Annotated in this window: 17 protein-coding genes and 1 riboswitch; of the genes, 10 read left to right on the top strand and 7 right to left on the bottom strand. The window is 67.0% G+C overall.

Going from position 1 to position 21,937, the window contains the following annotated elements; genetic code table 11:
- Positions 1-131: 131 nt before the first annotated feature.
- The 3 genes from ACVOKU_RS18110 to metX are packed head-to-tail and all read right to left on the bottom strand — an operon-like array spanning position 132 to position 3,459.
- A complete protein-coding gene (locus ACVOKU_RS18110; protein WP_197601062.1) occupies positions 132-1,199 on the bottom strand; it encodes a homoserine dehydrogenase family protein in 1,068 nt (355 codons plus the stop codon).
- A complete protein-coding gene (locus tag ACVOKU_RS18105; protein ID WP_481560551.1) occupies positions 1,196-2,431 on the bottom strand; it encodes an O-succinylhomoserine (thiol)-lyase in 1,236 nt (411 codons plus the stop codon). Before ACVOKU_RS18105 ends, ACVOKU_RS18110 begins: the two co-directional genes overlap by 4 nt.
- On the bottom strand, positions 2,428-3,459 hold the full coding sequence (gene metX / locus ACVOKU_RS18100; protein WP_053519886.1) for a homoserine O-succinyltransferase MetX: 1,032 nt from the start codon (positions 3,457-3,459) through the stop codon (positions 2,428-2,430). Before metX ends, ACVOKU_RS18105 begins: the two co-directional genes overlap by 4 nt.
- Positions 3,460-3,536: 77 nt before the next feature.
- Positions 3,537-3,655: riboswitch (SAM riboswitch) on the bottom strand.
- Positions 3,656-3,790: 135 nt separating this feature from the next.
- Between metX and ACVOKU_RS18095 the strand changes: the two genes are divergently transcribed.
- From ACVOKU_RS18095 to ACVOKU_RS18080, 4 genes are all read left to right on the top strand, one after another.
- Complete coding sequence (locus tag ACVOKU_RS18095) at positions 3,791-4,675, top strand: M23 family metallopeptidase (RefSeq protein WP_481560550.1); 885 nt, start codon at positions 3,791-3,793, stop codon at positions 4,673-4,675.
- A gap of 66 nt (positions 4,676-4,741) precedes the next feature.
- A complete protein-coding gene (locus ACVOKU_RS18090) occupies positions 4,742-6,346 on the top strand; it encodes a peptide chain release factor 3 (RefSeq protein ID WP_065174802.1) in 1,605 nt (534 codons plus the stop codon).
- 113 nt (positions 6,347-6,459) lie between these two features.
- Positions 6,460-7,098, top strand: a complete 639-nt coding sequence (gene trhA, locus ACVOKU_RS18085) for a PAQR family membrane homeostasis protein TrhA (RefSeq protein WP_481560549.1) — start codon at positions 6,460-6,462, stop codon at positions 7,096-7,098.
- 85 nt (positions 7,099-7,183) lie between these two features.
- Positions 7,184-9,157 carry an AsmA family protein gene (locus ACVOKU_RS18080; protein ID WP_481560548.1) on the top strand — a complete coding sequence of 658 codons (1,974 nt, stop codon included), beginning with the start codon at positions 7,184-7,186 and terminating at the stop codon, positions 9,155-9,157.
- Between the two features lie 318 nt (positions 9,158-9,475).
- Here the strand turns inward: ACVOKU_RS18080 and ACVOKU_RS18075 are convergent, their stop codons facing one another.
- Genes ACVOKU_RS18075 through mtgA form a run of 3 tightly spaced genes read right to left on the bottom strand, consistent with a single transcriptional unit; the run spans position 9,476 to position 11,681 of the window.
- Positions 9,476-9,907, bottom strand: a complete 432-nt coding sequence (locus tag ACVOKU_RS18075) for a CBS domain-containing protein (RefSeq protein ID WP_053520201.1) — start codon at positions 9,905-9,907, stop codon at positions 9,476-9,478.
- Positions 9,867-10,886: a glycosyltransferase family 2 protein gene (locus ACVOKU_RS18070; RefSeq protein WP_065174800.1), complete on the bottom strand. Its 1,020-nt coding sequence runs from the start codon at positions 10,884-10,886 to the stop codon at positions 9,867-9,869. Before ACVOKU_RS18070 ends, ACVOKU_RS18075 begins: the two co-directional genes overlap by 41 nt.
- 45 nt (positions 10,887-10,931) lie before the next feature.
- A complete protein-coding gene (gene mtgA / locus ACVOKU_RS18065) occupies positions 10,932-11,681 on the bottom strand; it encodes a monofunctional biosynthetic peptidoglycan transglycosylase (protein ID WP_053520199.1) in 750 nt (249 codons plus the stop codon).
- Between the two features lie 77 nt (positions 11,682-11,758).
- On the opposite strand from mtgA, the gene hslO reads away from it, so the two are divergent.
- The 3 genes from hslO to ACVOKU_RS18050 all read left to right on the top strand — a co-directional run bounded on the left by hslO (position 11,759) and on the right by ACVOKU_RS18050 (position 16,748).
- Positions 11,759-12,652: an Hsp33 family molecular chaperone HslO gene (gene hslO / locus ACVOKU_RS18060; protein ID WP_481560547.1), complete on the top strand. Its 894-nt coding sequence runs from the start codon at positions 11,759-11,761 to the stop codon at positions 12,650-12,652.
- A 117-nt stretch (positions 12,653-12,769) separates the two neighbouring features.
- Positions 12,770-13,618, top strand: a complete 849-nt coding sequence (locus tag ACVOKU_RS18055; RefSeq protein WP_128990771.1) for an XOO1806 family protein — start codon at positions 12,770-12,772, stop codon at positions 13,616-13,618.
- 385 nt (positions 13,619-14,003) lie between these two features.
- Positions 14,004-16,748: a TonB-dependent receptor gene (locus ACVOKU_RS18050; protein WP_481560546.1), complete on the top strand. Its 2,745-nt coding sequence runs from the start codon at positions 14,004-14,006 to the stop codon at positions 16,746-16,748.
- A gap of 139 nt (positions 16,749-16,887) precedes the next feature.
- On the opposite strand, the gene ACVOKU_RS18045 is transcribed toward ACVOKU_RS18050, so the two are convergent.
- On the bottom strand, positions 16,888-17,490 hold the full coding sequence (locus ACVOKU_RS18045; protein ID WP_053520195.1) for a TetR/AcrR family transcriptional regulator: 603 nt from the start codon (positions 17,488-17,490) through the stop codon (positions 16,888-16,890).
- A 141-nt stretch (positions 17,491-17,631) separates the two neighbouring features.
- On the opposite strand from ACVOKU_RS18045, the gene ACVOKU_RS18040 reads away from it, so the two are divergent.
- The 3 genes from ACVOKU_RS18040 (at position 17,632) to ACVOKU_RS18030 (ending at position 21,565) form a co-directional block, all read left to right on the top strand.
- Positions 17,632-18,549: an alpha/beta fold hydrolase gene (locus ACVOKU_RS18040; protein ID WP_065174796.1), complete on the top strand. Its 918-nt coding sequence runs from the start codon at positions 17,632-17,634 to the stop codon at positions 18,547-18,549.
- Entirely contained in the window at positions 18,546-21,023 is a 2,478-nt protein-coding gene (locus ACVOKU_RS18035; protein ID WP_481560545.1) for an acyl-CoA dehydrogenase, read from the top strand. Before ACVOKU_RS18040 ends, ACVOKU_RS18035 begins: the two co-directional genes overlap by 4 nt.
- 74 nt (positions 21,024-21,097) lie before the next feature.
- Positions 21,098-21,565 carry a hotdog fold domain-containing protein gene (locus ACVOKU_RS18030; RefSeq protein WP_065174794.1) on the top strand — a complete coding sequence of 156 codons (468 nt, stop codon included), beginning with the start codon at positions 21,098-21,100 and terminating at the stop codon, positions 21,563-21,565.
- The last annotated feature ends 372 nt before the right edge of the window (positions 21,566-21,937 follow it).

Below are 21,937 nucleotides of genomic sequence, written 5' to 3'. Positions count from 1 at the left end.
CGGTCCCCGGGGGTTGGGCCGGGGGTAACGGGGGTCGCCCCTTTCTGGGTGGTGGGCGGGGGCCCTTGCCCGGCGAGCGCAGCGGTGCGGATAACACCGGGCCACGCCCGGCGGGCGCAGCGGGACGCTGCTCATCCCACGATGCGCAGCACGTCATCCAGCAATGCGGCAGCAGTGACTTCCGCGCCCGCTCCCGGTCCCTGGATCAGCAACGGCTGGGTGCGATAGCGGTCGCTGTGGATCGCGACGCGGTTGTCGGTGCCCGCCCCCTGCGCCAGTGGATGATCGGCCGGCAGTTCACGCAGCCCCACCTGTGCGCCGTCAGCGTCGACCCGGCCGACGAAGCGCAGCACACGGCCGCTGTCCGTCGCCTGCTGCCAGCGCGCCTGCAGCGGTGCGTCCAGCTGCTCCAGTTCGGCCAATGCGTCGTCCAGCGGCAGCGCAGCCAACGCCGAAGGCACCAGTGAATCCACGTGCACCTGTGCGGCATCCAGCGCCAGTCCGCTGCTGCGCGCCAGAATCAGCAGCTTGCGCCGCACATCCTCGCCGGACAGATCCAGGCGCGGATCCGGTTCGGTATAACCCGCGGCCAGCGCCTCGCGCACTGCAGCCGAGAACGGCGAACGGCCGTCATAGCGATGGAACAACCAGGCCAGGGAACCGGACAACACCCCCTCGATCGCGTGGATGTGATCCCCCCCGGCCACCAGCGCGCGCAGGCTGCTCAACAGCGGCAGTCCCGCCCCCACGGTGGCACTGTCGCCGTACCGGGCGCCGCTGTCGGCGCAGCTCTCGGCGATGGCCTTCGCGCGTGACAGCTGCCCGCCCCGGCCCAGCTTGTTGGCCGTCACCACATGCACCCCGCGCGCCAGCCACTGCGCATGGCGGGCGGCCACGTCTTCGCTGGCGGTGGCATCAACCACCACATCGCCACGCTCCAGCCCTTCGGCACCGGCCCACGGTGGCACGCTCTGGCCGCCACGCGGTGCGCGCCGCGCCAGTTCCAGCGGCAGGGCCAGATCGCGGTCGATGGCCAGCGCAGTGCGCGAGTTGGCCAGCCACTGCACGCTGGGCAGTTCCAGGCCGCGCGCCTGCAAGGCCTGGTAGCGCTGCACGAATGCAGAGCCCACCGTGCCGGTGCCCAGCAGTGCCAGGCGACCGCCGCCCAGCGCCGGAATCTCGGCAGCCAGCGCGCTCATGCGTCCACCACCTGTTTGCGACGTGCGGCAGCGTCGATCACCGCTTCGGCGCGGGCCAGCGCCGCGCCCAGATCGGCCAGCAGGTCGCGCTCGGCCTCGATGCCGACCGACAGGCGCAGCAACCCTTCGCTGATGCCGGCGGCAGCACGCGCCTCAACGCTCATCGCTGCGTGGGTCATGGTCGCCGGATGCGCGACCAGGCTTTCCACGCCGCCCAGCGATTCGGCCAGGGTGAAGCAGCGCAGTCCATCGACAAACGCGCGCACGGCAGCATGTGGATCCTCGCCGGCGCAGTCGGCCAGCTCGAACGACAGCATCGCGCCGAAGCCGCTCTGCTGGCGTGCGGCGATGGCATGACCGGGATGGTCGGCCAGGCCGGGGTAATACACCCGGGCCACGGCGGGGTGCGCGTCCAGCAGCGCGACGATCGAGGCCGTGTTCTCCTGGTGCACACGCAGGCGTGCATCCAGCGTGCGCAGGCCGCGCAGGGTCAGGAAAGCATCGAAGGGAGAGCCGGTCAGCCCGAGTGCGTTGCCCCACCACACCAGCTGTTCGTGCAGCGCGGGATCACGTGCGATCACCGCACCGCCGACGACATCGCTGTGGCCGTTGATGTACTTGGTGGTCGAATGCAGCACCAGATCGGCACCGAAGGAGAGCGGCTGCTGCAGCGCCGGCGACAGGAACGTATTGTCGACCGCCACCAGCGCCCCGGCCTTGTGCGCCGCCTCGATGACGAAGCGCAAATCGGTGATGCGCAGCAGTGGGTTGGACGGGGTTTCCACCAGCACCAGCCGTGGCTGGGTGGCCAGGGCCTGCGCCAGCGTGCGCGGGTCGGTGAGGTCGGCGGTGACCAGTTCGAAATGCCCCTTCTTCGCCAGCGCGTTGAACAGGCGCCAGCTGCCGCCGTAGGCATCGTGCGGTACCACCAGCGTGTCGCCCGGCTGCAGCAGGGCATTCAGCACCAGGTTGATGGCGCCCATGCCGGTGGCGGTGACCACGCCACCGGCTCCGCCTTCCAGTTCGGCCAGTGCTTCGCCCAGCAGGTCGCGCGTCGGGTTGCCACTGCGCGTGTAGTCGTACTGGCGCTTGTTGCCGAAGCCTTCGAAGCTGAAGTTCGACGACAGCACGATCGGTGGAGTGACCGCGCCATGGGCGGTGTCACGATCGATGCCGGCGCGGACGGCGGCAGTGGTGCGACAACAGGACGACTCGGCGGCGTGCAGGCTCATGCGGACTCTCCAGAAGTGCGGAAGGCGGTAGCGAGGATCGCGTCGATGCGATCGGTTTCTTTGAGGAAGGCGTCGTGGCCGTATGGGGAGCGCAGCACGCGCAGGCTGCCGCGCGGACCCAACCCTTCGACCAGGCCGACCAGGTCGGCCAACGGCACCAGCCGATCGCCTTCCACGGCCACCACCACGGTTGGCGGCAGGATGGCGGTGGGATCCACGCGGTGCAGGTCGATCGATTCGGACAGGCGCAGGTAGGCGGTCACCGGTGTGCGCGCGACGTACTGCGCGCCCGCCGCGTCGAGGTAGTCCTCGGCGGCCACACGGACGCGGCCGTTGACCACCTCGGGCGGAGCGTCGAAGCGCTCGCCGAACTCTTCCGGCGTGCGGTAGCTGAGCATCGCGAACTGCCTGGCCAGTGCCAGGCCATGGTCTTCACCGCATTGCAGCTGTCCCAGGGCAACCGCCCGGCGCTGCAACGCACGCCACGCCGCGGCATAGGGGTGCGGACGGTGCGCACCACTGGCCAGCACCAGCTGGCGCACGCGGGCGCGATGGCGGACAGCGAACTGCTGCCCGACCAGGGCGCCATAGGAGTAGCCGACAAACGCCTTCAGTGTGCGGATGCCCAGGTGATCCAGCAGCAGGGCCAGCGCGTCAGCCTGGTCGGCCGTGTCGATCGGCACGTCCAGCGCGCCATCCGCACCGATGAAGTCGAACGCCAGAACGCGCAGCTGCTGCGGATCGAGCGTGCGGCCACTGCCGACCAGTTCCTCGGCCCAGCCCTTCTCGGCGAACTGCGCGTTGGACGCCACATGGCGATGGGCGGAGATGCCCCCAGCCAGTACCACCACCGGTGCATCGACCGGTCCCACCCATTCGTAGCGAACGCGTACCGGGCACGCGCCGGCGTGGCGCATCGACAGCACCGCGGCGAACTCGCCGCGCTCGGCGTGCACGCGGTCTTCGACCGGCACGCTGACGGGGACAAAGGGTTCGGGGCGAAGCGTGGTGCTGGGGGCGAAGCTCATGGCGGGATCCGTTAGGGGAATCGGCCATCGAGCCTTCGCGGGGCTCGCGTTCGAGATGCACCTGCGGTGCATGGTTCGAACCATCTTCCGGTGGACGCCACGGTCCCCGCAGGATTTGGCACCTACGCCGGCGCTTGCGCGCCTGCGGGCTGCCCCGGCTTCAAAGGGCCTGTCCCTCTGCCGGTCTCGATGGTGGAGCCACGATGCCATCGCTTTCCGCGCATGTCAATCCCTTCATGCGGATAAAGCGATGAATGCCCGGAGCGATCGCTGCGGCCCACCTTTTGCGGATCAGGTACAGTCGCGGCGGTCCCCCTGTCCGGAACGCCCGATGCCGCGCCTGCCCTTGTCCTGCCTGCTGCTGCCGTTGCTGATCAGCACCACCGCCGGAGCGGCCGACTGGCGGCAGGGCTGGGGCCTGGTGCCCTCACCGGCCCCCGCCCCCGGCACGCAGGGCATCGGCCAGGCGGCCCCCATGGCGCAACTGCGGCTGCAGCAGGTGGGCGAATACTGGCAGGCCCGGATCGACAACACCCTGGCCGGCCCATTACAGGTTGAACTGCGCGCTGGACCCGGGCGCCCCATCGAGGGCCTGCCGGTACGGTCGCTGGTGCAGGGCGACAGCAGCTTCGTGGTCGGTCACCTGCCCTCGCCCGTGGGCGGCAGCACGCTCGACGTACGCCTGCAGTCGGTACCGGGCCGTCCCGACGCCCGCGCCGAAGACGTGGCCTACCGCCTGCCGTTCGACGCCGCACGCCTGCGCGTGGACCAGGCGCCGCAGGGCCGGTTCAGCCACGATGACGAGGAGAACCGCGACGCCGTGGACTTCGCCCTGCCCGAGGCGACGCTGGTGCTGGCCGCGCGCGAGGGAACGGTGATGCAGATCCAGGACGGCTTCCGCGGCAACGGCCAGGACCGCGAGCGCGACGGCGGCAGGGCGAATTTCATCCGTGTCCTGCACAGCGACGGCAGCATGGCGCTGTACGGCCATCTGCAGGCAGGCGGCATGCGCGTGCGTCGTGGCCAGGCCGTGCAGGCCGGACAGCCGATCGGCCTGTCCGGCAACAGCGGCTACAGCAGCGCCCCGCACCTGCATTTCGTGGTGCAGGTCAACCGCGGCATGGCGCTGCGCTCGGTACCCGTGCGCATCTTCACCTCCCAGGGACAGCTGCAGTTCGCCCGCCAGGGTGATACCGAGGGCGCGGCCGGGCGCTGACCGGCCACGGCCGGTATAATCAGGCGCTTATCTCTTTGAAAAGCGCCCCGGGCGGGCGCCACTGCCATGTCCGAAGTCGCCACCGAAGCGTCGCGTCGCCGCACTTTCGCCATCATCTCCCATCCTGACGCCGGCAAGACCACGCTGACCGAAAAGCTGCTGCTGTTCGGAGGCGCGATCCAGATGGCCGGCTCGGTCAAGGGCCGCAAGGCGGCCCGCCATGCCACCTCCGACTGGATGGCGCTGGAGAAGGAACGCGGCATCTCCGTCACCTCCTCGGTGATGCAGTTCCCGTACGAAGGCAAGATCGTCAACCTGCTCGACACCCCCGGCCACGCCGACTTCGGCGAGGACACCTACCGCGTGCTGACCGCGGTGGACTCGGCACTGATGGTGATCGACGTGGCCAAGGGCGTGGAAGAGCGCACCATCAAGCTGATGGAAGTGTGCCGCCTGCGCGACACCCCGATCATGACCTTCATCAACAAGCTCGACCGCGAGGGCAAGGATCCGATCGAACTGCTGGATGAAGTGGAAACCGTGCTGGGCATCCAGTGCGCGCCGGTCACCTGGCCGATCGGCATGGGCCAGCGCCTGAAGGGCGTGGTCCACCTGCTGACCGGCGAGGTGCACCTGTACGAACCGGGTCGCAACTTCACCCGCCAGGATTCGACCATCTTCCCGTCGATCGACGCTCCCGGCCTGGCCGAGAAGATCGGCGCACAGATGCTGGCCGATCTGCGCGATGAACTGGAGCTGGTGCAGGGCGCCAGCCATCCGTTCGACCTGCAGGCCTATCGCGAGGGCAAGCAGACGCCGGTGTTCTTCGGTTCGGGCGTGAACAACTTCGGCGTGCAGCCCCTGCTGGACTTCTTCGTCGAGCACGCGCCGTCGCCGCAGGCACGCGCCACCACCGGCCGCGAGATCGCCCCGGAAGAGAGCAAGCTGACCGGCTTCGTGTTCAAGATCCAGGCCAACATGGACCCGCAGCACCGCGACCGCGTCGCCTTCATGCGGGTGTGCTCGGGCCGCTTCAGCGCGGGCATGAAGACCTTCCACGTGCGCACCGGCAAGGAAATGAAGCTGGCCAACGCCCTGACCTTCATGGCCAGCGACCGTGAAATCGCCGCCGAGGCGTGGCCGGGCGATGTGATCGGCATCCACAACCACGGCACCATTTCCATCGGCGATACCTTCACCGAAGGCGAGGCGGTCACCTTCACCGGCATCCCCAACTTCGCCCCCGAGCTGTTCCGCCGTGCGCGCCTGCGCGATCCGCTCAAGCTCAAGCAACTGCAGAAGGGCCTGGCCCAGCTCTCCGAAGAGGGCGCGACCCAGTTCTTCCGGCCGCTGACCAGCAACGATCTGATCCTGGGTGCGGTGGGCGTGCTGCAGTTCGACGTGGCCGCTTACCGCCTGAAGGACGAGTACGGCGTGGAAGCCACCTTCGAGCCGGTCAGCGTCACCACGGCGCGCTGGATCCACTGCAGCAACGAGAAGAAGCTGGAAGAGTTCCGCGAAAAGAACGCGCTGAACCTGGCGCTGGACGCCGCCGGTCATCTGGTCTATCTCGCGCCGACCCGGGTCAACCTGCAGCTGGCGCAGGAGCGCGCGCCCGACGTGCGCTTTGCCGCCACCCGCGAGGCCGCGCACACCCTAACCGCTGGCTGAATCCGGCCAGTCAGGACATCGGACTTCCGTGTGGAGGCGGGCGTGCATGCGCCCGCCATCGCGGCGATGATAGGGGGGCGCGGGTCCCCCTCCCCGCGAATGATGCCTACGCCATGTCCTCGACTTCCGTTGCTTCGATCCGCGAAGAAATCGCCAGTGCGCTGACCCACGGTCTCGGCGCCGTACTGGCGCTCGGTGCGGGTGCCGTGCTGATCACCCTGGCCGCCATCTACGGCGATGGCTGGCAACTGGCAGGTGCGATCGTGTTCGGCATCGCGCTGCTGCTGCTGTACACCGCCTCCACCCTCTACCACGCCATCCAGCATCCGGTTGCCAAGGGCAGGCTGAAGGTCTTCGACCACTGCGCGATCTATGTACTGATCGCCGGCACCTATACGCCGTTCACGCTGATCGGCCTGCGTGGCCCCTGGGGCTGGGGCCTGTTCGCCGCGATCTGGACGCTGGCCCTGGCCGGCGTGGTGTTCAAGCTGTTCTATACCGGTCGCTTCAAGCGCCTGTCCACGGCCATCTACGTGGCCATGGGCTGGCTGGTGATCGTCGCGGTCAAGCCCATGCTGGCCTCCATCGATGGCTGGACGCTGGGCTGGCTGCTGGCCGGTGGTCTCTCCTACACGCTGGGAACCTACTTCTATCACCGCGAATCGATCCCGTATTCGCATGCGATCTGGCACCTGTTCGTGATCGGCGGCAGTGTCTGCCACTTCGTCGCGGTGACCATGCAGGTGCTGTAGAGATCCGTGCCGTACGCGTTCCTGTGCACACCGCGCACATGAACGCTTCGCGCTGCGTCCACCCGCGCAGGGCAACCATGGCAGCGTGAATGCGACTGCCTCCCCTGTTCCGCCGCGTCCGTCGCGCTGGCGCTTCCGCCGCCCTGGCCCGCGAGGCCAGCGCTGGCTGGCGGTGCTGGTGTTCCTGCTGGCGGCCATCCTGGTGTTGATCGCGCTCTGGGACTGGAACTGGTTCAAGGGGCCAGTCGAGCGGGCGGTGCAGGCGCGGACCGGCCGCGTGCTGCAGATCGGCCACCTGGATGTCGACCTCGGCCGTACCAGCACGATCCGCGCCGACACCGTCACGTTCGCCAACGCGTCATGGGCGAAGCAGCCGAACATGGCCAGTGCCGACCGGGTCGAAATCGACCTGCGGGTGTGGCCCCTGCTGCGGGGCAGCGTGCAGCTCCCCGAGATCCGCCTGACCCGTCCCGACGTGCTGCTGGAAACCGCCCCGCGCAAGGGCGAGCCGGGCAACTGGGATTTCCTGGGTGACAGCCGCGGCGGCGCCACACCCCAGCTCAAGCGGCTGCGTATCGATGACGGCCGCCTGCAGTTCATCGACGCGGCGGGTCGCACCGACATCCATGTCAATGTGCGTAGTGGCCGGCCCAGGCAGGCGGATGCCGCACCGCCCCTGCTGGTGCAGGGCAAGGGCCGTTGGCAGGGCAATTCGTTCACCCTTCGCGGCGGCACCGAATCTCCGCTGGAACTGACCGACAGCGATCATCCCTTCCGCATCCATCTTGATGGGCGCGCAGGTGCCACCCACGCCGTCGCCCGTGGCACCCTGACCAATCCCTTCCAGCTGCAGGTGCTCGACCTCGCTTTCGCGCTCAGTGGCCAGGATCTGGCCGACCTGTATCCCCTGCTGGGCATCGCCATTCCACCTTCGCCGCCTTATGCCCTGGAGGGGCGCCTCAAGCGCGACCATAACGTGTGGCGCTACGAGCAGTTCACCGGCAAGGTCGGCGACAGCGATCTCGGCGGCAATGTGAAGTTCGAAACAGGCGGTGCACGCCCGCGCCTGACGGCCACGCTGGAGTCCCGCCGGCTGGACTTCGACGATCTGGCCGGCTTTGTCGGCGCCCCGCCCAGAACCGGGAGCGGCGAGACCGCCAACGCCGAGCAGAAGGCCGAGGCCGCACGCGTGGCCGCGCGTACCAGGGTGCTGCCGGACACGCCATACAACCTCGGCAAGCTGCGCGCGATGGATGCCGATGTGCGCTGGAAGGCACATCGCATCAACGCACCCTCACTGCCGCTGGACGATATGGATGCGCATCTGCTGCTGGACGATGGCGTGCTGCGCCTGGACCCGCTGAACTTCGGTGTGGCCGGTGGTGACATCCGCAGCACGATCCGCATGGATGCGCGACAGCCGCAGATCGCCACCGCGCTCAAGGCCAGCGTGCGCGGCGTGCAGTTGGGCCAACTGTTCCCGGATGCGAAGCTGGCCGAGCAGGCCAAGGGCGGCATCGGTGGCGAAATCGACCTCAGCGGCCGCGGCAACTCGATCGCCGCCATGCTGGGCAGCAGCAATGGCGATGTGGGCCTGGCAATGGGACGTGGCCACGTCGGCAATCTGGTGATGGAACTGGCCGGGCTGGACATCACCGAGGCAGTCAAGTTCCTGGTGACCGGCGACAAGCAGATTCCGCTGCGCTGCGCCTTCGCCGACTTCGGCGTACGCGAGGGGCTGATGACCAGCCGCACGTTCGCCGTCGATACCACCGACACGCTGATTCTTGGCGAAGGCACCGTCAGCCTGCGCGATGAGTCGCTGGACCTGCTGCTGAAGCCTCGGCCGAAGGACCGCAGCATCCTGGTGCTGCGCTCGCCGCTGCACATCGCGGGAACGTTCAAGGATCCCTCGTTCCGCCCGGATTTCAAGGCGCTGGGCGTGCGCGGTGCGGTCGCCCTGGCGCTGGGAAGCATCGCGCCACCGGCCGCACTGCTGGCCACGATCGAACTGGGCCCCGGCAAGGACGCCGACTGCGGCGGCCAGTACGCGAAGTAGGCACGTTTGTTGGATCGCGAATTGAGGGGCGCGCGGAACCACAAAGTGTTGCCAACCCAGATTGGCCGCTACCCACCGCGTTCGCCGCAATGCATCCAGAAGCGGAGGGCATGGCCGTGCAGGACCGTTGGCGCCATGGATGGCGCCATCGAGCCCCCATGGATGGGTTTACGGCGTGTCCTGCACGGCCATGCCCTCCGCCTTCCGGCGCATCAGCAAGGCGCCGCTTTGGCTTTGGCTTTGGCTTTGGCTTTGGCTTTGGCTTTGGCTTCGGCTCCGAACAGCGGGCCGGCGGGCCGCAGGCCCGCCAGCGAAAACTCATCCCGCCACGATGTACTGCTGCAGCTGGTCCAGCTCTCGACGCTGTGCATCGATCACCGACTTCACCAGATCGCCGATGGAAATCACGCCCAGCACCTGTCCCCCCTCCACCACCGGCAGATGGCGGATACGGTAATCGGTGACCAGCTGCAGGCAATGTTCGACCTGTTCGCCGGGCGCCACCGTCACCACCTTCGCAGTCATGATCTCGGCCACCGCCGTATCGCGTGAGGAACGATCACGCAGCACGATCTTGCGGGCGTAATCACGCTCGGACAGGATGCCGACCAGTCGCGGCCCTTCCATCACCAGCACCGCACCGATGCCCTTTTCGGCCATCAGCCGGATCGCATCGATCACCGCCGCGCCGGGCGCGACCGCATGTACTTCAGGGGACTTGCCGTCCAACAGTTGCCGTACCGACGTCATCTGCCTGCCCTCCCAGGGTGGGTTGCACGACGGAGTCTGCCACGGACGATGCTAGCCAGGCGTCAACCAGGTACAGGGGACGCTGCTTGGACTCCTCATACAGGCGCCCCAGGTACTCGCCGATCAGGCCCAGCGCGATCAGCTGCACACCGCCCAGGAACAGGATCACCGCCATCATCGTCGGCCAGCCCGCCACGCGGTCGCCGTACATCGCGGCCTTCACGATCACCCAGACACCGAACACGAAGGCCACCGCCGCAGTGGCCAGGCCCAGATAGGTGGCCGCGCGCAGCGGCACGGTGGAGAAACCGGTGATGCCTTCCAGCGCGAAGTTCCACAGCCGCCACAGGCTGAACTTGCTGCTGCCGGCCACCCGCGGGTGGCGCTGGTACGGCACCGCCACCCGGCGGAAGCCAACCCAGCTGAAAAGCCCTTTCATGAAACGGTGGCGCTCGCGCATTTCACGCAACGCGCTCAGCGCGCGTGGCGACAGCAGGCGGAAGTCGCCGGTATCGGCAGGAATGGGGGTGCGCGACAGGCGGCCGATCACCCGGTAGAACATCGCCGCGGTCGCACGCTTGACCCAGCTCTCGCCCGCGCGCGCGCGGCGCGTGCCATAGACGTTGTCATAACCCTCGCGCCACCGCGCCACGAACTGCGGTAGCAGCTCCGGTGGATCCTGGCCGTCGGCATCGAGAATCATCGCCGCACCCTCGCGGACGAGATCCAGCCCGGCGGTCAGCGCGGCCTCCTTGCCGAAATTGCGCGACAGCTTCAGCGCCGACACGCGTGGCTCGGACTGCGCCAGCGCGGCGATCACCTCCCAGGTTCCGTCCTGGCTGCCGTCGTCCACGTAAAGGATGTGGCCATCGATGTCCGGCATCGCATCCAGCACCGCGCACAGGCGCGGGTGCAGTACCGGCAGCGCCAGAGCTTCGTTGCAGGCGGCAATGACGACGGTGAGGCGTTCACGGATCATGCCCGGATTGTACGTCGCCAGTGCGCAGCGGCGCAGACGCGAGCCTCAGTCTTCGGCCAGGTACGCAGCGCCGCCCAGCTGCCGGGCCTGCCGCTGGATCCACGCGGCACGACGTTGTACATAGGGACCGGGCGAGGCCGCGCTGTAGCGCCGCGGCGCCGGCAACACGGCCGCCAACCGCGCGCTCTCGGCCGGGCTGAGGCGCGCGGCGTCCTTGCCCCAGAACGTCTTCGCCGCCGCCTGCGCACCGTACACGCCGTCACCGAACTCGGCGATGTTGGCGTACATCTCCAGGATCCGCTGCTTGGGCCACAGCGTTTCGATCAGCACCGTGTACCAGACCTCCAGGCCCTTGCGGATCCAGCTGCGGCCCTGCCAGAGGAACAGGTTCTTGGCCACCTGTTGGCTGATGGTGCTGGCCCCGCGCAGCCGACCGCCCCGCGCGTTGTGGTCACGCGCCTTCTCGATGGCCTGCAGATCGAACCCACTGTGTTCGGGGAAGCGCTGGTCCTCGGCCGCCACCAGCGAGATCGGCAGGCTCGGCGCCATCTGGTCCAGATCCCGCCACTGGTAGTGCAGCCGGTAGGCCCAGTCGCCCGCCCCCAGCGCCTCCCCGTAGCGCCACAGCATCACGCTGGAAATAGGCGGATCCACGAAGCGCAGCACCAGCACCTGCAGGCAGCTGAAGGCCACGAACAGCACCGGCAGCCACAGCAGCCGCTTCCAGTGCCACCGCCGGCGGCGCGGAACGTCCCCGGCCACCTTCACCTTGTCCTGCTCTCCCCCTGCCCCCATTAGTGGTGCATCCTTCTTCTGCCTGGCTGTCGGCACATTATCCGGCAACCACCCCTGTTTCCGCGCGATGTGAGCCGATGACCGCCCAACCTGATTCCCTGATCCGCTTCCTGCTTCCCGACGCGGGTGTCCGCGGCGTACACGTGCGCCTGCAGGCCACCTGGCAGGAAATCCTGTCCCATGCCCATTACCCGGACGCCGCAGCCGGGCTGCTCGGCGAAGCCTGCGTGGCCTCGGCGCTGTTCACCGGCCACACCAAGGTCGACGGCCGCCTGTCCATCCAGCTGCGCAGCAGCACCACGCTGCGTACGCTGTTCGCCGAATGCACCGCCGCCGGCACCCTGCGCGGCATCGCCCAGCTCAGCGAAGGCGCCGACGCGCCGCGCGACCTGTCCAGCCTGGGCGATGACGCCCTCCTCGCCATCACCATCGAGAACCCCGGGCTGGACCCGCGCGAACCGCAGCGCTACCAGAGCCTGGTCGGGCTCAGCGCCGCGGAACTGGACGAGGCCTTCGAGGACTACTTCCGGCAGTCCGAGCAGTTGCCGACGCGACTGCTGCTGGCCGCCGACCGCACGGGGGCCAGCGGCCTTCTGCTGCAGAAACTGCCCGGCGACGAGGGCGACGAAGATGGCTGGTCACGCGCCAGCGCCCTGTTCGAGACCCTGGGCAGGGCCGAACTGCTCGCTACTCCCGCCGAGCAGCTGCTGCACCGCTTGTTCCATGAGGAGAACCCGGAGCTGATGGGCAGCAAGCCACTGTCCTTTGCCTGCTCCTGCTCGCGCGAGCGGGTCGCTTCGATGCTGCAGTCGCTGGGCGAGGAAGAGGCACGTGCGGCGGCCGAAGCCACCGGCCAGGTGGAAGTCCGTTGCGAATTCTGTGGACGGGAGTATCACTTCCCGTTGACGGAGTTCGGCATACTGTTCCACGGTGCCGAGGGGACTGTTCCGGCGCCTGAACGCCTTCAGTAAGCGGCCGGTCTTGCACCTGGGGAGGATCAAGGCTTGTTAAGAAATCATAAACACCCTAGGATCGAGCCCCCGCCCCTGCGGGAACTTCCGTTGTCTGTCCCTGTCTGAACTGGTCCGATGCGTACCTATCTGCGTCTACCGCTGGCCCTGCTGATCGCCCTTGGCGCGGTCGCGGGCGCGCATGCGCAGAGCAAGGACACCCGCACGGTGTTGCCGGTGTGGAACAAGGGCAGCGGCAAGGTCGAAGCGCTGCTCTACCTGGAACCCACCGGTGAGCAGGCCGCCGGCGCCCGCTGGCATTTCGGCCGCAATTCGCTGGATGCGGCCTTTGGCCTGTCGTCGGGCGACTCGCTGGGCCTGCTCTGCAGCAACAGCAGCAGTACCAGCATCAGCGGTCTGGCCAGCCATTGCATGCTGGCCAGTCTGGGCGACGACGATGACCTCAGCAGCCGCCGCTTCACCGGCACGGCTGCCCTGAACCGGGGCAGCAGCCGCCTGGGCATCACCGCCGGCACCGGTCGCGAAACACTGCCCGCCTGGCTGGCCGGCCCGAACAAGACGCCGTCGCTGCGTGCGGAGCAGAACGACCTGACCGTGTTCGCGCAGAAGAACATCGGCCGCGAAGGATTCGTGTCCATCGCCGGCACCTACGCCAAGGCACGCCTGGTGCCGCTGGCCGATGCCTCGCCGGCCCTGGTCGATCGCTGGGACAGCAAGAGCCTCAGCCTCGGCGCCGGTTACGGCAACTTCACCGGCAGCATCATCGGTCGCGTGGTCGACGTACCCGGCCGCCCTGGCAAGTGGGAAGGTCTGGGCATCGGCCTGACCTGGCGGACGCCGTGGTCCGGCCAGCTCACCGTCGGCGCCGAGAACGTGATCAGCCGCGGCAAGAACCCCTTCTCGCCACGCAACGAGAGCAACGACGACGGCACCGTGCCGTATGTGCGTTACGAGCAGGATCTCTGACCGCTCACATCTCCCTCATGCAGTGACATCGCGGGCGCCGGAAGGCGCCCGTTGCGTTTGCGTGCACCGCCTCCCCTTTGCGCCCCCTCCGGCGCTGTCGCAATGTGTGCGTTTCTCGCCGCCGCGACATGTTTCGATACATATCAATGGAAACTTTTTTCATCATTTTTTTTTAACAAACGAGGCGCCATGCCACAAACCCTACTGCAAGCCATTGAAAAGTATTGACATTCCATCAATTTACACAAATCACAGCTTTGATTAACACAGCTTTAATTCTTTGCAGGCGCCCGCTACTATCGGCTCAGCCTCGCGATTTGGAAGCGCACTTTCGCTTCCCCGCCGGGCATAACCCCAGCCAAGATTTCTTGGAGAGAGAGAGCCAATGAATTTCCAGTCCAACAAGCTGCGTGACGCTGTTGTCGTCGCGCTGATCGCGGGTGCGGCCACGTCCGTAACCGCCCAGGCGCAGGAAGCGACCAACCTGGATCGCATTTCGGTGACCGGTTCGCGCATCAAGAGCACCGACATCGAAACCTCGCAGCCGGTCCTGAGCCTGACCCGCGCCGACATCGAAAAGCAGGGTGTGACCTCGGTTGCCGATATCCTGCAGCGCGTCGCCGCCAACGGTGCCGCACTGAACCGCACCTTCAACAACGGTGGTGACGGTTCGGCCGGCGTCAGCCTGCGCAACCTCGGCGCCGAGCGCACCCTGGTGCTGGTCAACGGGCGTCGCTGGACCACCGGTCTGGACGGCAGCGTCGACCTGAACACCATCCCGACCGCGATGATCGAGCGCATCGACGTCCTGAAGGACGGCGCTTCGACCATCTACGGTTCGGATGCCATCGCCGGCGTGGTGAACATCATCACCAAGCAGAACTTCGACGGCGCCGAGGCAAACTTCTACAAGGGCCAGTACAGCCAGGGCGACGGCGAGCGTGAGGCCTATGACTTCACCATCGGCACCACCACCGACCGTGCGTCGCTGGTGCTGGGCGCGTCCTATGTGAACGAGAAGGAAGTCATGGCCGGCGATCGCAAGATCTCCGCTGGCGGCCCGCCGTTCTTCAGCGGCCAGAGCGGCACCGGCATCCCGGGTTCCTACGTCCGCAATGACCAGCGCTACGTCATCATCAATGGCGTGGAAACCCCGTTCGTCAGCAACGTGCACGGCTACAACACCGCGCCGGACAACTACCTGCTGACCCCGAACGAGCGCACCTCGCTGTTCGCTGTGGGTTCGTACAACATCACGGACAACGTCTCCTTCCGCACCGAGGCGATGTACAACGAGCGCAAGTCCGAGCAGCTGCTGGCGGCCATGCCGGTGACGGGCATGACGCTGAGCGCGGACAGCATGTACAACCCGTACGGCGAAGAGCTGACCGGCGTGAACCGTCGTTTCAATGAAACCGGCGGCCGTTCGTTCAACCAGAACGTCAAGAACTGGCACTTCTACGGTGGCTTTGAAGGCTTCTTCGAGTTCGCCGACCGCAACTTCGACTGGGATGTCGGCTACCGCTACGACAAGACCGACCAGAACGACCTGACCTACGGCCTGTTCAACATCCAGCGTCTGGATGAGGCATACGGTCCGTCGGCGCTTCGTGACGGCCAGGCTGTCTGTCTCACCCCGGGCGGCGCCGTCATTCCGGGCTGCGCTCCGATCAATCCGCTGGGTGGCGAGGGTTCGATCTCGCAGGCGGCACTCGACTACACCTCGTTCACCGCGCACGATTCGGCCAGCCTGGTGTCGAAGAGCTACTACGCCAACATCTCCGGTGAGATCGTGCAGCTGCCGGCCGGTGCGCTGGGCTTCGCTGCTGGTTATGAGAACCGCAAGGAAAGCGGCCAGTTCGACCCCGACGCCTTCATCGCAGCGGGCCTGAGCACCGGCAACGGCGCTGCGCCGACCAAGGGTGCTTACGACCTGGACGAGTTCTACCTGGAACTGTCGATCCCGGTCCTGGCCGATCTGCCGGGCGCCCAGCTGCTGGACTTCAGCGTTGCCACCCGTTACTCGGACTACAGCAACTTCGGTAACACCACCAACAACAAGTTCGGTTTCCGCTGGAAGCCGATCGAAGACCTGATGGTGCGTGGTAACTATTCCGAAGGCTTCCGCGCTCCGAGCATCAACAACCTGTACCGCGGCGACACCGATTCGTTCGAGACCTATGCCGACCCGTGTGCCCGGGCCAACAACCCGACCGGCGCAGTGCTGGCGCAGTGTATCGCCCAGGGCGTTCCGGCGAACTTCGTCCAGCCGAACACCGATGGCGAGTCTGGCCCGCTGCAGACCGTCGAGCCGTTCACCTGGAAGTCGAACCCGGATCTGAAGCCGGAAACCTCGACCAGCAAGACGCTGGGCCTGGTGTGGAGCCCGAGCTTCGTCTCCGGCCTGAACGTGACCCTGGACTGGTGGCAGATCAAGATCGAAGACGCCATCACCCGTCCGGCGATCGGCGACATCATGGATCGTTGCTACGGTGGTACCGCGCAGCAGCAGGCAGCCTACTGCGGTCTGATCACGCGTGACCCGAACTACGGCACCATCAACGAGCGCTACACCATCACCAACGTCGACATGCCGCTGATGAACCTGGCGTCGTACAAGGTGGAAGGCTGGGATCTGGGCGTGCTGTACAAGCTGCCGGAAACCTCGTTCGGCCAGTTCACCGTCAGCCTGGACGGCACCTACCTGAGCAAGTGGGAGACCAAGTCGACCGAAGATGCTCCGGTTGATGGCCGTCAGGGCCGCTATCTGGACCAGGATCCGTACTGGCGCGTCCGTTCCAACCTGTACGTCGACTGGTCCTACGGTGACTTCGGTGTCAACTACGGCCTGCGCTACAAGTCGGGCATGACCGAAGACTGCCTGCTGGGCGCATCCACCCGTGCCTACTGCTCGGATCCGGAAGGTCGCAAGAACCACATTGGTGCCACCACGTACCACGACATCCAGGTGCGCTACAACACCCCGTGGAAGGGCACCATCATGCTGGGCCTGAACAACGCGTGGGACAAGGATCCGCCGGTCTCGTACGCAGTGTCCTACAACATGTTCGACCCGCAGTACGACCTGCCGGGCCGCTACATGTACATGCAGTACAAGCAGAAGTTCTGATCGGTTGATCGATCGATGACTGCAGCAACGGCCCCGCAAGGGGCCGTTGTTCTTTCTGCACTGCCGGCGCGTACCACCCTGCGCCGGCAACAAAAAAGCCGCGATCAGGTCGCGGCTTTTTCGTGGGCAACGGAAACCGTCAGCCGTTCGGAATGAGCGTCTCGATCAGGTGTTCGACATAGGCCTCGAAATCCTCCCGCGCCTGCTTCGGCTGCTGCAGCTGCAGCGACAGCTGCAGGAAGCCCACATAGGCCGCATAGGCCAGGCGCGCACGATGACGTGCGTCGGTGGAGCTCAGGCCTGCCTGACGGAACGAGGCGATCAGGTAATCGAGGCGACGCTGCGAAACGCGGTCGATCACCGGCCGCACCATCGGATGGTCCAGCGCCTTCAGCAGCTCGCTGTAGATGATGTGCGGCTGCACTTCGTGCGCCACCATCTGGAACAGCTGACGCAGGCGCGCGCGCGGATCCGGCACGTCTTCCAGGCTGCCGAACACCTGCTCCTGCTCGAACAGCTCCCACCGCTCCAACGCCGCCTGCAGCAGGGCGTCGCGCGAGGGGAAATGCCAGTAGAAGCTGCCCTTGGTGACGCCGAGGCGCCGCGCCAGCGGTTCCACCGCGACGGCACCCACGCCTTGTTCAGCAATCAGATCGAGGGCCGCCTGGGCCCAGTCTTCGGCGCTCAGGCGGCTGTTGCGGCCGGCGCGCGGTTCGCCGGCAGAAGCGTCAGGTTGATTCATGGAGTGATTTAACCATACGGCGGGGTTCGTTGCAGTACGCGGATGCAGCCGAAGGGCTCCGCTGTGCAGACCGGCCACCTGACGCGCCGCACCATACCATGCAGTATTGACATCCCCCGCAACCGATCCATACTAGCAAGTATGGTTACTTCCCCCACTCCCGTTGCGTTCCACGACCTGCGTCTGGAAGCCGCGCACGGCACACGGCTGGCCGCCACGGCCAGCGATCACGGCCGCCGCGGCCGGGTGCTGTTCGCCCACGGTTTCGGGCAGACCCGGCATGCCTGGAACGCCACGGCCCGCGCGCTGTCTGCTGCCGGCCTGCAGACGCTGGCCTACGACGCCCGCGGTCACGGCGATTCGGACTGGAATGCCGCCGACCTGCCCTATCACGGCGAGCAGTTTGCCGACGACCTGATCGTGCTGGCCGGCGAACAGCCGCGCCCGCCGGTGCTGGTCGCCGCCTCGATGGGCGGCCTGTTCGGCCTGCTGGCCGAATCGCGCTGGCCGGGCCTGTTCTCGGCGATGGTGCTGGTGGACATCACCCCGCGCTGGGATACCGCGGGTGTGGAGCGCATCCTCGCCTTCATGACCGCCCATCCCGATGGCTTCGCCTCGCTGGCCCAGGCCGCCGACGTGATTTCCGCCTACATGCCGCACCGGCCTCGCAAATCCGAGCAGTCCCTGCGCGCGCTGCTGCGCGAGGATGGTCACGGCCGCTGGCGCTGGCACTGGGATCCGCGCCTGGTCGCCGAGCTGGCCCGCGACAGCGAGCAGCACCAGGATGCGCTGGCTGATGCCGCGCGGCAGGTGAAGTGCCCGATGCTGCTGGTCAGTGGAGGTCGCAGTGACCTGGTCACGCCGCAGACCGTGGCCGAATTCCTGGCGCTGGCCCCGCACGCGCGCCACGTGCAGTTGCCGCAGGCCACGCACATGGTCGCCGGCGACGACAACGACGCCTTTACCGCTACTGTGTTGGACTATCTGGACGTGTTGCCTGCGGTGGACGCCGCAGCTTCGTCCGTCACAAACGAGCACGTCACCGGAGCACGCTCATGAGCATCGTTCTTCCCTTCCTTGCCCTGCTGCTGGCAGGCGCATTCGCCGCCTACCACCGCATGCGGCTGGTCACCTGGACGCTGATCAGCGCCGCGCTGCTGGTCGCCTGCTGGTTCATCCCCTACGTCAACCAGACCGCCACGATCGCCGCCGCCGCCGTGCTGGCCGTGATCGCCGTACCGCTGCTGCTGCCGTTCATCCGCAAGCCGCTGCTGACCGGTCCGATGATGAAGGTGTTCCGCAAGGTGCTGCCGCCGCTGTCGCAGACCGAGCGCATCGCACTGGAAACCGGCTCGGTCGGTTTTGAAGGCGAGCTGTTCACCGGCGATCCGGACTGGAACATCCTGCTCAACTATCCCAAGCCGCAGTTGACCGCCGAGGAGCAGGCCTTCCTCGATGGCCCGGTGGAAGAGCTGTGCCGGATGGTCAACGACTGGGAGATCACCCACGTCCACGCCGACCTGCCGCCGGAGCTGTGGGCCTTCATCAAGAAGAACAAGTTCTTCGGCATGATCATCCCGAAGGAATACGGCGGCCTGGGCTTCTCCGCGCTGGCCCACCACAAGGTGATCCAGAAGCTGGCCTCGGTATCCTCGGTGGTCAGCTCGACCGTCGGCGTGCCGAACTCGCTGGGTCCGGGCGAACTGCTGGTGCATTACGGCACCCAGGAGCAGAAGGACCAGTACCTGCCGCGTCTGGCCGACGGTCGTGAAGTGCCCTGCTTCGGCCTGACCGGCCCGTTTGCCGGCTCCGACGCCACATCGATTCCCGACTACGGCATCGTCTGCCGGGGCGAATGGAATGGCGAGCAGGTGCTGGGCGTCAGGCTGACGTTCGACAAGCGTTACATCACCCTGGCTCCGGTCGCATCGCTGATCGGTCTGGCCTTCCGCATGTACGACCCGGATGGCCTGATCGGCGAGACCCGCGACATCGGCATCACTCTGGGCCTGCTGCCGCGCGATACCGCCGGCGTCGAGATCGGCCGCCGCCACTTCCCGCTGAACTCGACCTTCCAGAACGGCCCGATCCGCGGCAAGGACGTGTTCATCCCGCTGACCCAGCTCATCGGCGGCGCTGCCATGGCCGGCAAGGGCTGGAACATGCTCAACGAATGCCTGGCCGTGGGCCGTTCGATCACGCTGCCGTCCACCGCCAGCGGTGGCGCCAAGGCCGGCGCTGCGGTGACCGGCGCCTACGCGCGCATCCGCAAGCAGTTCGGCCTGTCGGTCGGCCGCTTTGAAGGCGTGGAGGAAGCACTGGCCCGTATCGGCGGCAAGGCCTACAAGATCAGCGCGCTGTCGCAGGCCACGGCTGCCGCCGTCGACCGCGGCGACGTGCCATCGGTACCGTCGGCGATCGCCAAGTACCACTGCACCAGCATGAGCCGCGAGGTGATCTCGGACGTGATGGATGTCATCGGCGGCAAGGGCATCATCCTCGGCCCGCGCAACTTCGCCGGCCGCAGCTGGCAGGCTGCGCCGATCGCGATCACCGTGGAAGGCGCCAACATCATGACCCGCAGCCTGCTGATCTTCGGCCAGGGTGCGATTCTCTGCCACCCGTGGGTGCTGAAGGAGATGAAGGCTGCACAGGATCCGGATACCCGTGCCGGCCTGCAGGAATTCGACCGCAGCCTGTTCGGCCACATCCGCTACGGCATTTCCAACGCCGTGCGCTCGTTCTGGTTCGGCCTGACCGGCGCCCGCTTCGGTGCCGCCCCGGGCGATGCCTACACCCGCCGTTACTTCCGCAAGCTGGACCGCTATTCGGCCAATCTGGCGCTGATGGCCGACATCTCGATGATGACGCTCGGCGGCAAGCTGAAGTTCAAGGAATCGCTGTCCGGCCGCCTGGGCGATGTGCTGAGCCACATCTACATGACCAGCGCCATGCTCAAGCGCTACCACGATGAGGGCGCACCGCAGGCCGACCAGCCGCTGCTGGCTTGGGCCTTCCATGACAGCGTGCACAAGATCGAAGAATCGCTGTCGGCCGCCCTGCGCAACTTCCCGATCCGTCCGATCGGCTGGCTGATGTGGGCACTGATCTTCCCGCTGGGCCGCCGCGCCGAAGCACCGGGTGATCGCCTGAGCCGTCGCGTCGCCGCTCTGCTGATGGCGCCGAACGAAGCGCGCGACCGCCTGGCACAGGGTGTGTTCCTGACCCCGTGCGAGAACAACCCGGGCGGCCGCATCAACAGCTATCTGGCCAAGGCCATCATGGCCGAGCCGGTGGAGCGCAAGTTCCTGAAGGCGCTGAAGAGCAAGGGCATCGAGGCGCTGGACTTCCAGAGCCAGCTGGACGAAGCCGTGGCCGAAGGCGTGATCACCCAGGACGAGCGCACGCTGCTGGAAGAGCTGCGCACGCTGACCCTGGACACCATCACCGTGGACGACTTCGACACCCACGAACTGCGCGCGGCCAGCTACTACGACCGCCAGCACAAGGACCCGCACTCGCAGGCCGCCTGATCGCCCGCGACACGCGTTGCCTCGACGGCGGGCCTCGGCCCGCCGTCGCTTTATCCGCCCAACGGAATCCCACCATGTCCACGCCCCTGCTCTCGCTCTACAACCGCCTGCAGCGCTGGCCTGCCGGCACCTGGCTGTTCTCGCGCGCGGTGTGCTTCAAGGCGCCCTACTTCGCCAGCATCGCGCCGCGCATCACCCGCCTGGAAAACGGCCGCTGCGAAGGTACGCTGGTGGACCGGCGCAGGGTGCGCAACCACATCGGCACGGTGCACGCGATCGCGATGTGCAATCTGGCCGAACTGACGGCCGGGCTGATGGTTGATGCATCACTGCCGAAGGGCATGCGCTGGATCCCCAAGGGCATGCAGGTGCAGTACCTGGCCAAGGCACGCGGCACGCTGCAGGCGGTGGCACTGCCGGCGCAGCCGATCGTGGTCGCGGCCCAGGGCTATGCGCTGCCGGTGACGGTGAGCGTGCGCGACCGTGCAGGGACCGAAGTGTTCAGCGCCGTCATCGACATGTGGATGTCGCCGGCCAAGTGAGGTTCCGGCCAACGGCGCAGCCCCTCGTGGGTTGGTCGCGGCATGCGGTTATCGGTTGAGCCGGATGGGTCGAGCCAGGCGGGGACGCCGTGAACCCATCCCTGGGGGCTTAGCCGCGCCATCCATGGCGCGGATACCCCGCCCGGCCCGACCCATCCGGCCTCTGACAGATCTGTGCGGCGTCCAACCCACGCAGAAGAAAAAAGAAGAGCAGAAGCAAAAGCAGCCCGTCGGCCGCTTTTGCTGTTGGTGTTGCTGTTTGCTCTTTTTTTTCTTCTCCGTGGGCTGGACGCCCGCGGAAACTGTCAGGGGCCGGGCGGGTTGGGTTCGCGGGGGTGTCCGCGGCATGGATGCCGCGGCCAAGCCTACAGG

The organism is Stenotrophomonas sp. STEN147, from assembly GCF_056757995.1.
The sequence above is the reverse complement of the archived record's forward strand: the minus strand, read 5'-3'. Positions and strand labels throughout refer to the sequence as shown.

What these genes read in the sequence shown, in the direction of transcription:
- ACVOKU_RS18110 (WP_197601062.1), bottom strand. Translation starts at nt 1,199, where the DNA reads ATGAGCGCGCTGGCTGCCGAGATTCCGGCGCTGGGCGGCGGTCGCCTG.
- ACVOKU_RS18105 (WP_481560551.1), bottom strand. Translation starts at nt 2,431, where the DNA reads ATGAGCCTGCACGCCGCCGAGTCGTCCTGTTGTCGCACCACTGCCGCC.
- metX (WP_053519886.1), bottom strand. Translation starts at nt 3,459, where the DNA reads ATGAGCTTCGCCCCCAGCACCACGCTTCGCCCCGAACCCTTTGTCCCC.
- ACVOKU_RS18095 (WP_481560550.1), top strand. Translation starts at nt 3,791, where the DNA reads ATGCCGCGCCTGCCCTTGTCCTGCCTGCTGCTGCCGTTGCTGATCAGC.
- ACVOKU_RS18090 (WP_065174802.1), top strand. Translation starts at nt 4,742, where the DNA reads ATGTCCGAAGTCGCCACCGAAGCGTCGCGTCGCCGCACTTTCGCCATC.
- trhA (WP_481560549.1), top strand. Translation starts at nt 6,460, where the DNA reads ATGTCCTCGACTTCCGTTGCTTCGATCCGCGAAGAAATCGCCAGTGCG.
- ACVOKU_RS18075 (WP_053520201.1), bottom strand. Translation starts at nt 9,907, where the DNA reads ATGACGTCGGTACGGCAACTGTTGGACGGCAAGTCCCCTGAAGTACAT.
- ACVOKU_RS18070 (WP_065174800.1), bottom strand. Translation starts at nt 10,886, where the DNA reads ATGATCCGTGAACGCCTCACCGTCGTCATTGCCGCCTGCAACGAAGCT.
- mtgA (WP_053520199.1), bottom strand. Translation starts at nt 11,681, where the DNA reads ATGGGGGCAGGGGGAGAGCAGGACAAGGTGAAGGTGGCCGGGGACGTT.
- hslO (WP_481560547.1), top strand. Translation starts at nt 11,759, where the DNA reads ATGACCGCCCAACCTGATTCCCTGATCCGCTTCCTGCTTCCCGACGCG.
- ACVOKU_RS18055 (WP_128990771.1), top strand. Translation starts at nt 12,770, where the DNA reads ATGCGTACCTATCTGCGTCTACCGCTGGCCCTGCTGATCGCCCTTGGC.
- ACVOKU_RS18050 (WP_481560546.1), top strand. Translation starts at nt 14,004, where the DNA reads ATGAATTTCCAGTCCAACAAGCTGCGTGACGCTGTTGTCGTCGCGCTG.
- ACVOKU_RS18045 (WP_053520195.1), bottom strand. Translation starts at nt 17,490, where the DNA reads ATGAATCAACCTGACGCTTCTGCCGGCGAACCGCGCGCCGGCCGCAAC.
- ACVOKU_RS18040 (WP_065174796.1), top strand. Translation starts at nt 17,632, where the DNA reads ATGGTTACTTCCCCCACTCCCGTTGCGTTCCACGACCTGCGTCTGGAA.
- ACVOKU_RS18035 (WP_481560545.1), top strand. Translation starts at nt 18,546, where the DNA reads ATGAGCATCGTTCTTCCCTTCCTTGCCCTGCTGCTGGCAGGCGCATTC.
- ACVOKU_RS18030 (WP_065174794.1), top strand. Translation starts at nt 21,098, where the DNA reads ATGTCCACGCCCCTGCTCTCGCTCTACAACCGCCTGCAGCGCTGGCCT.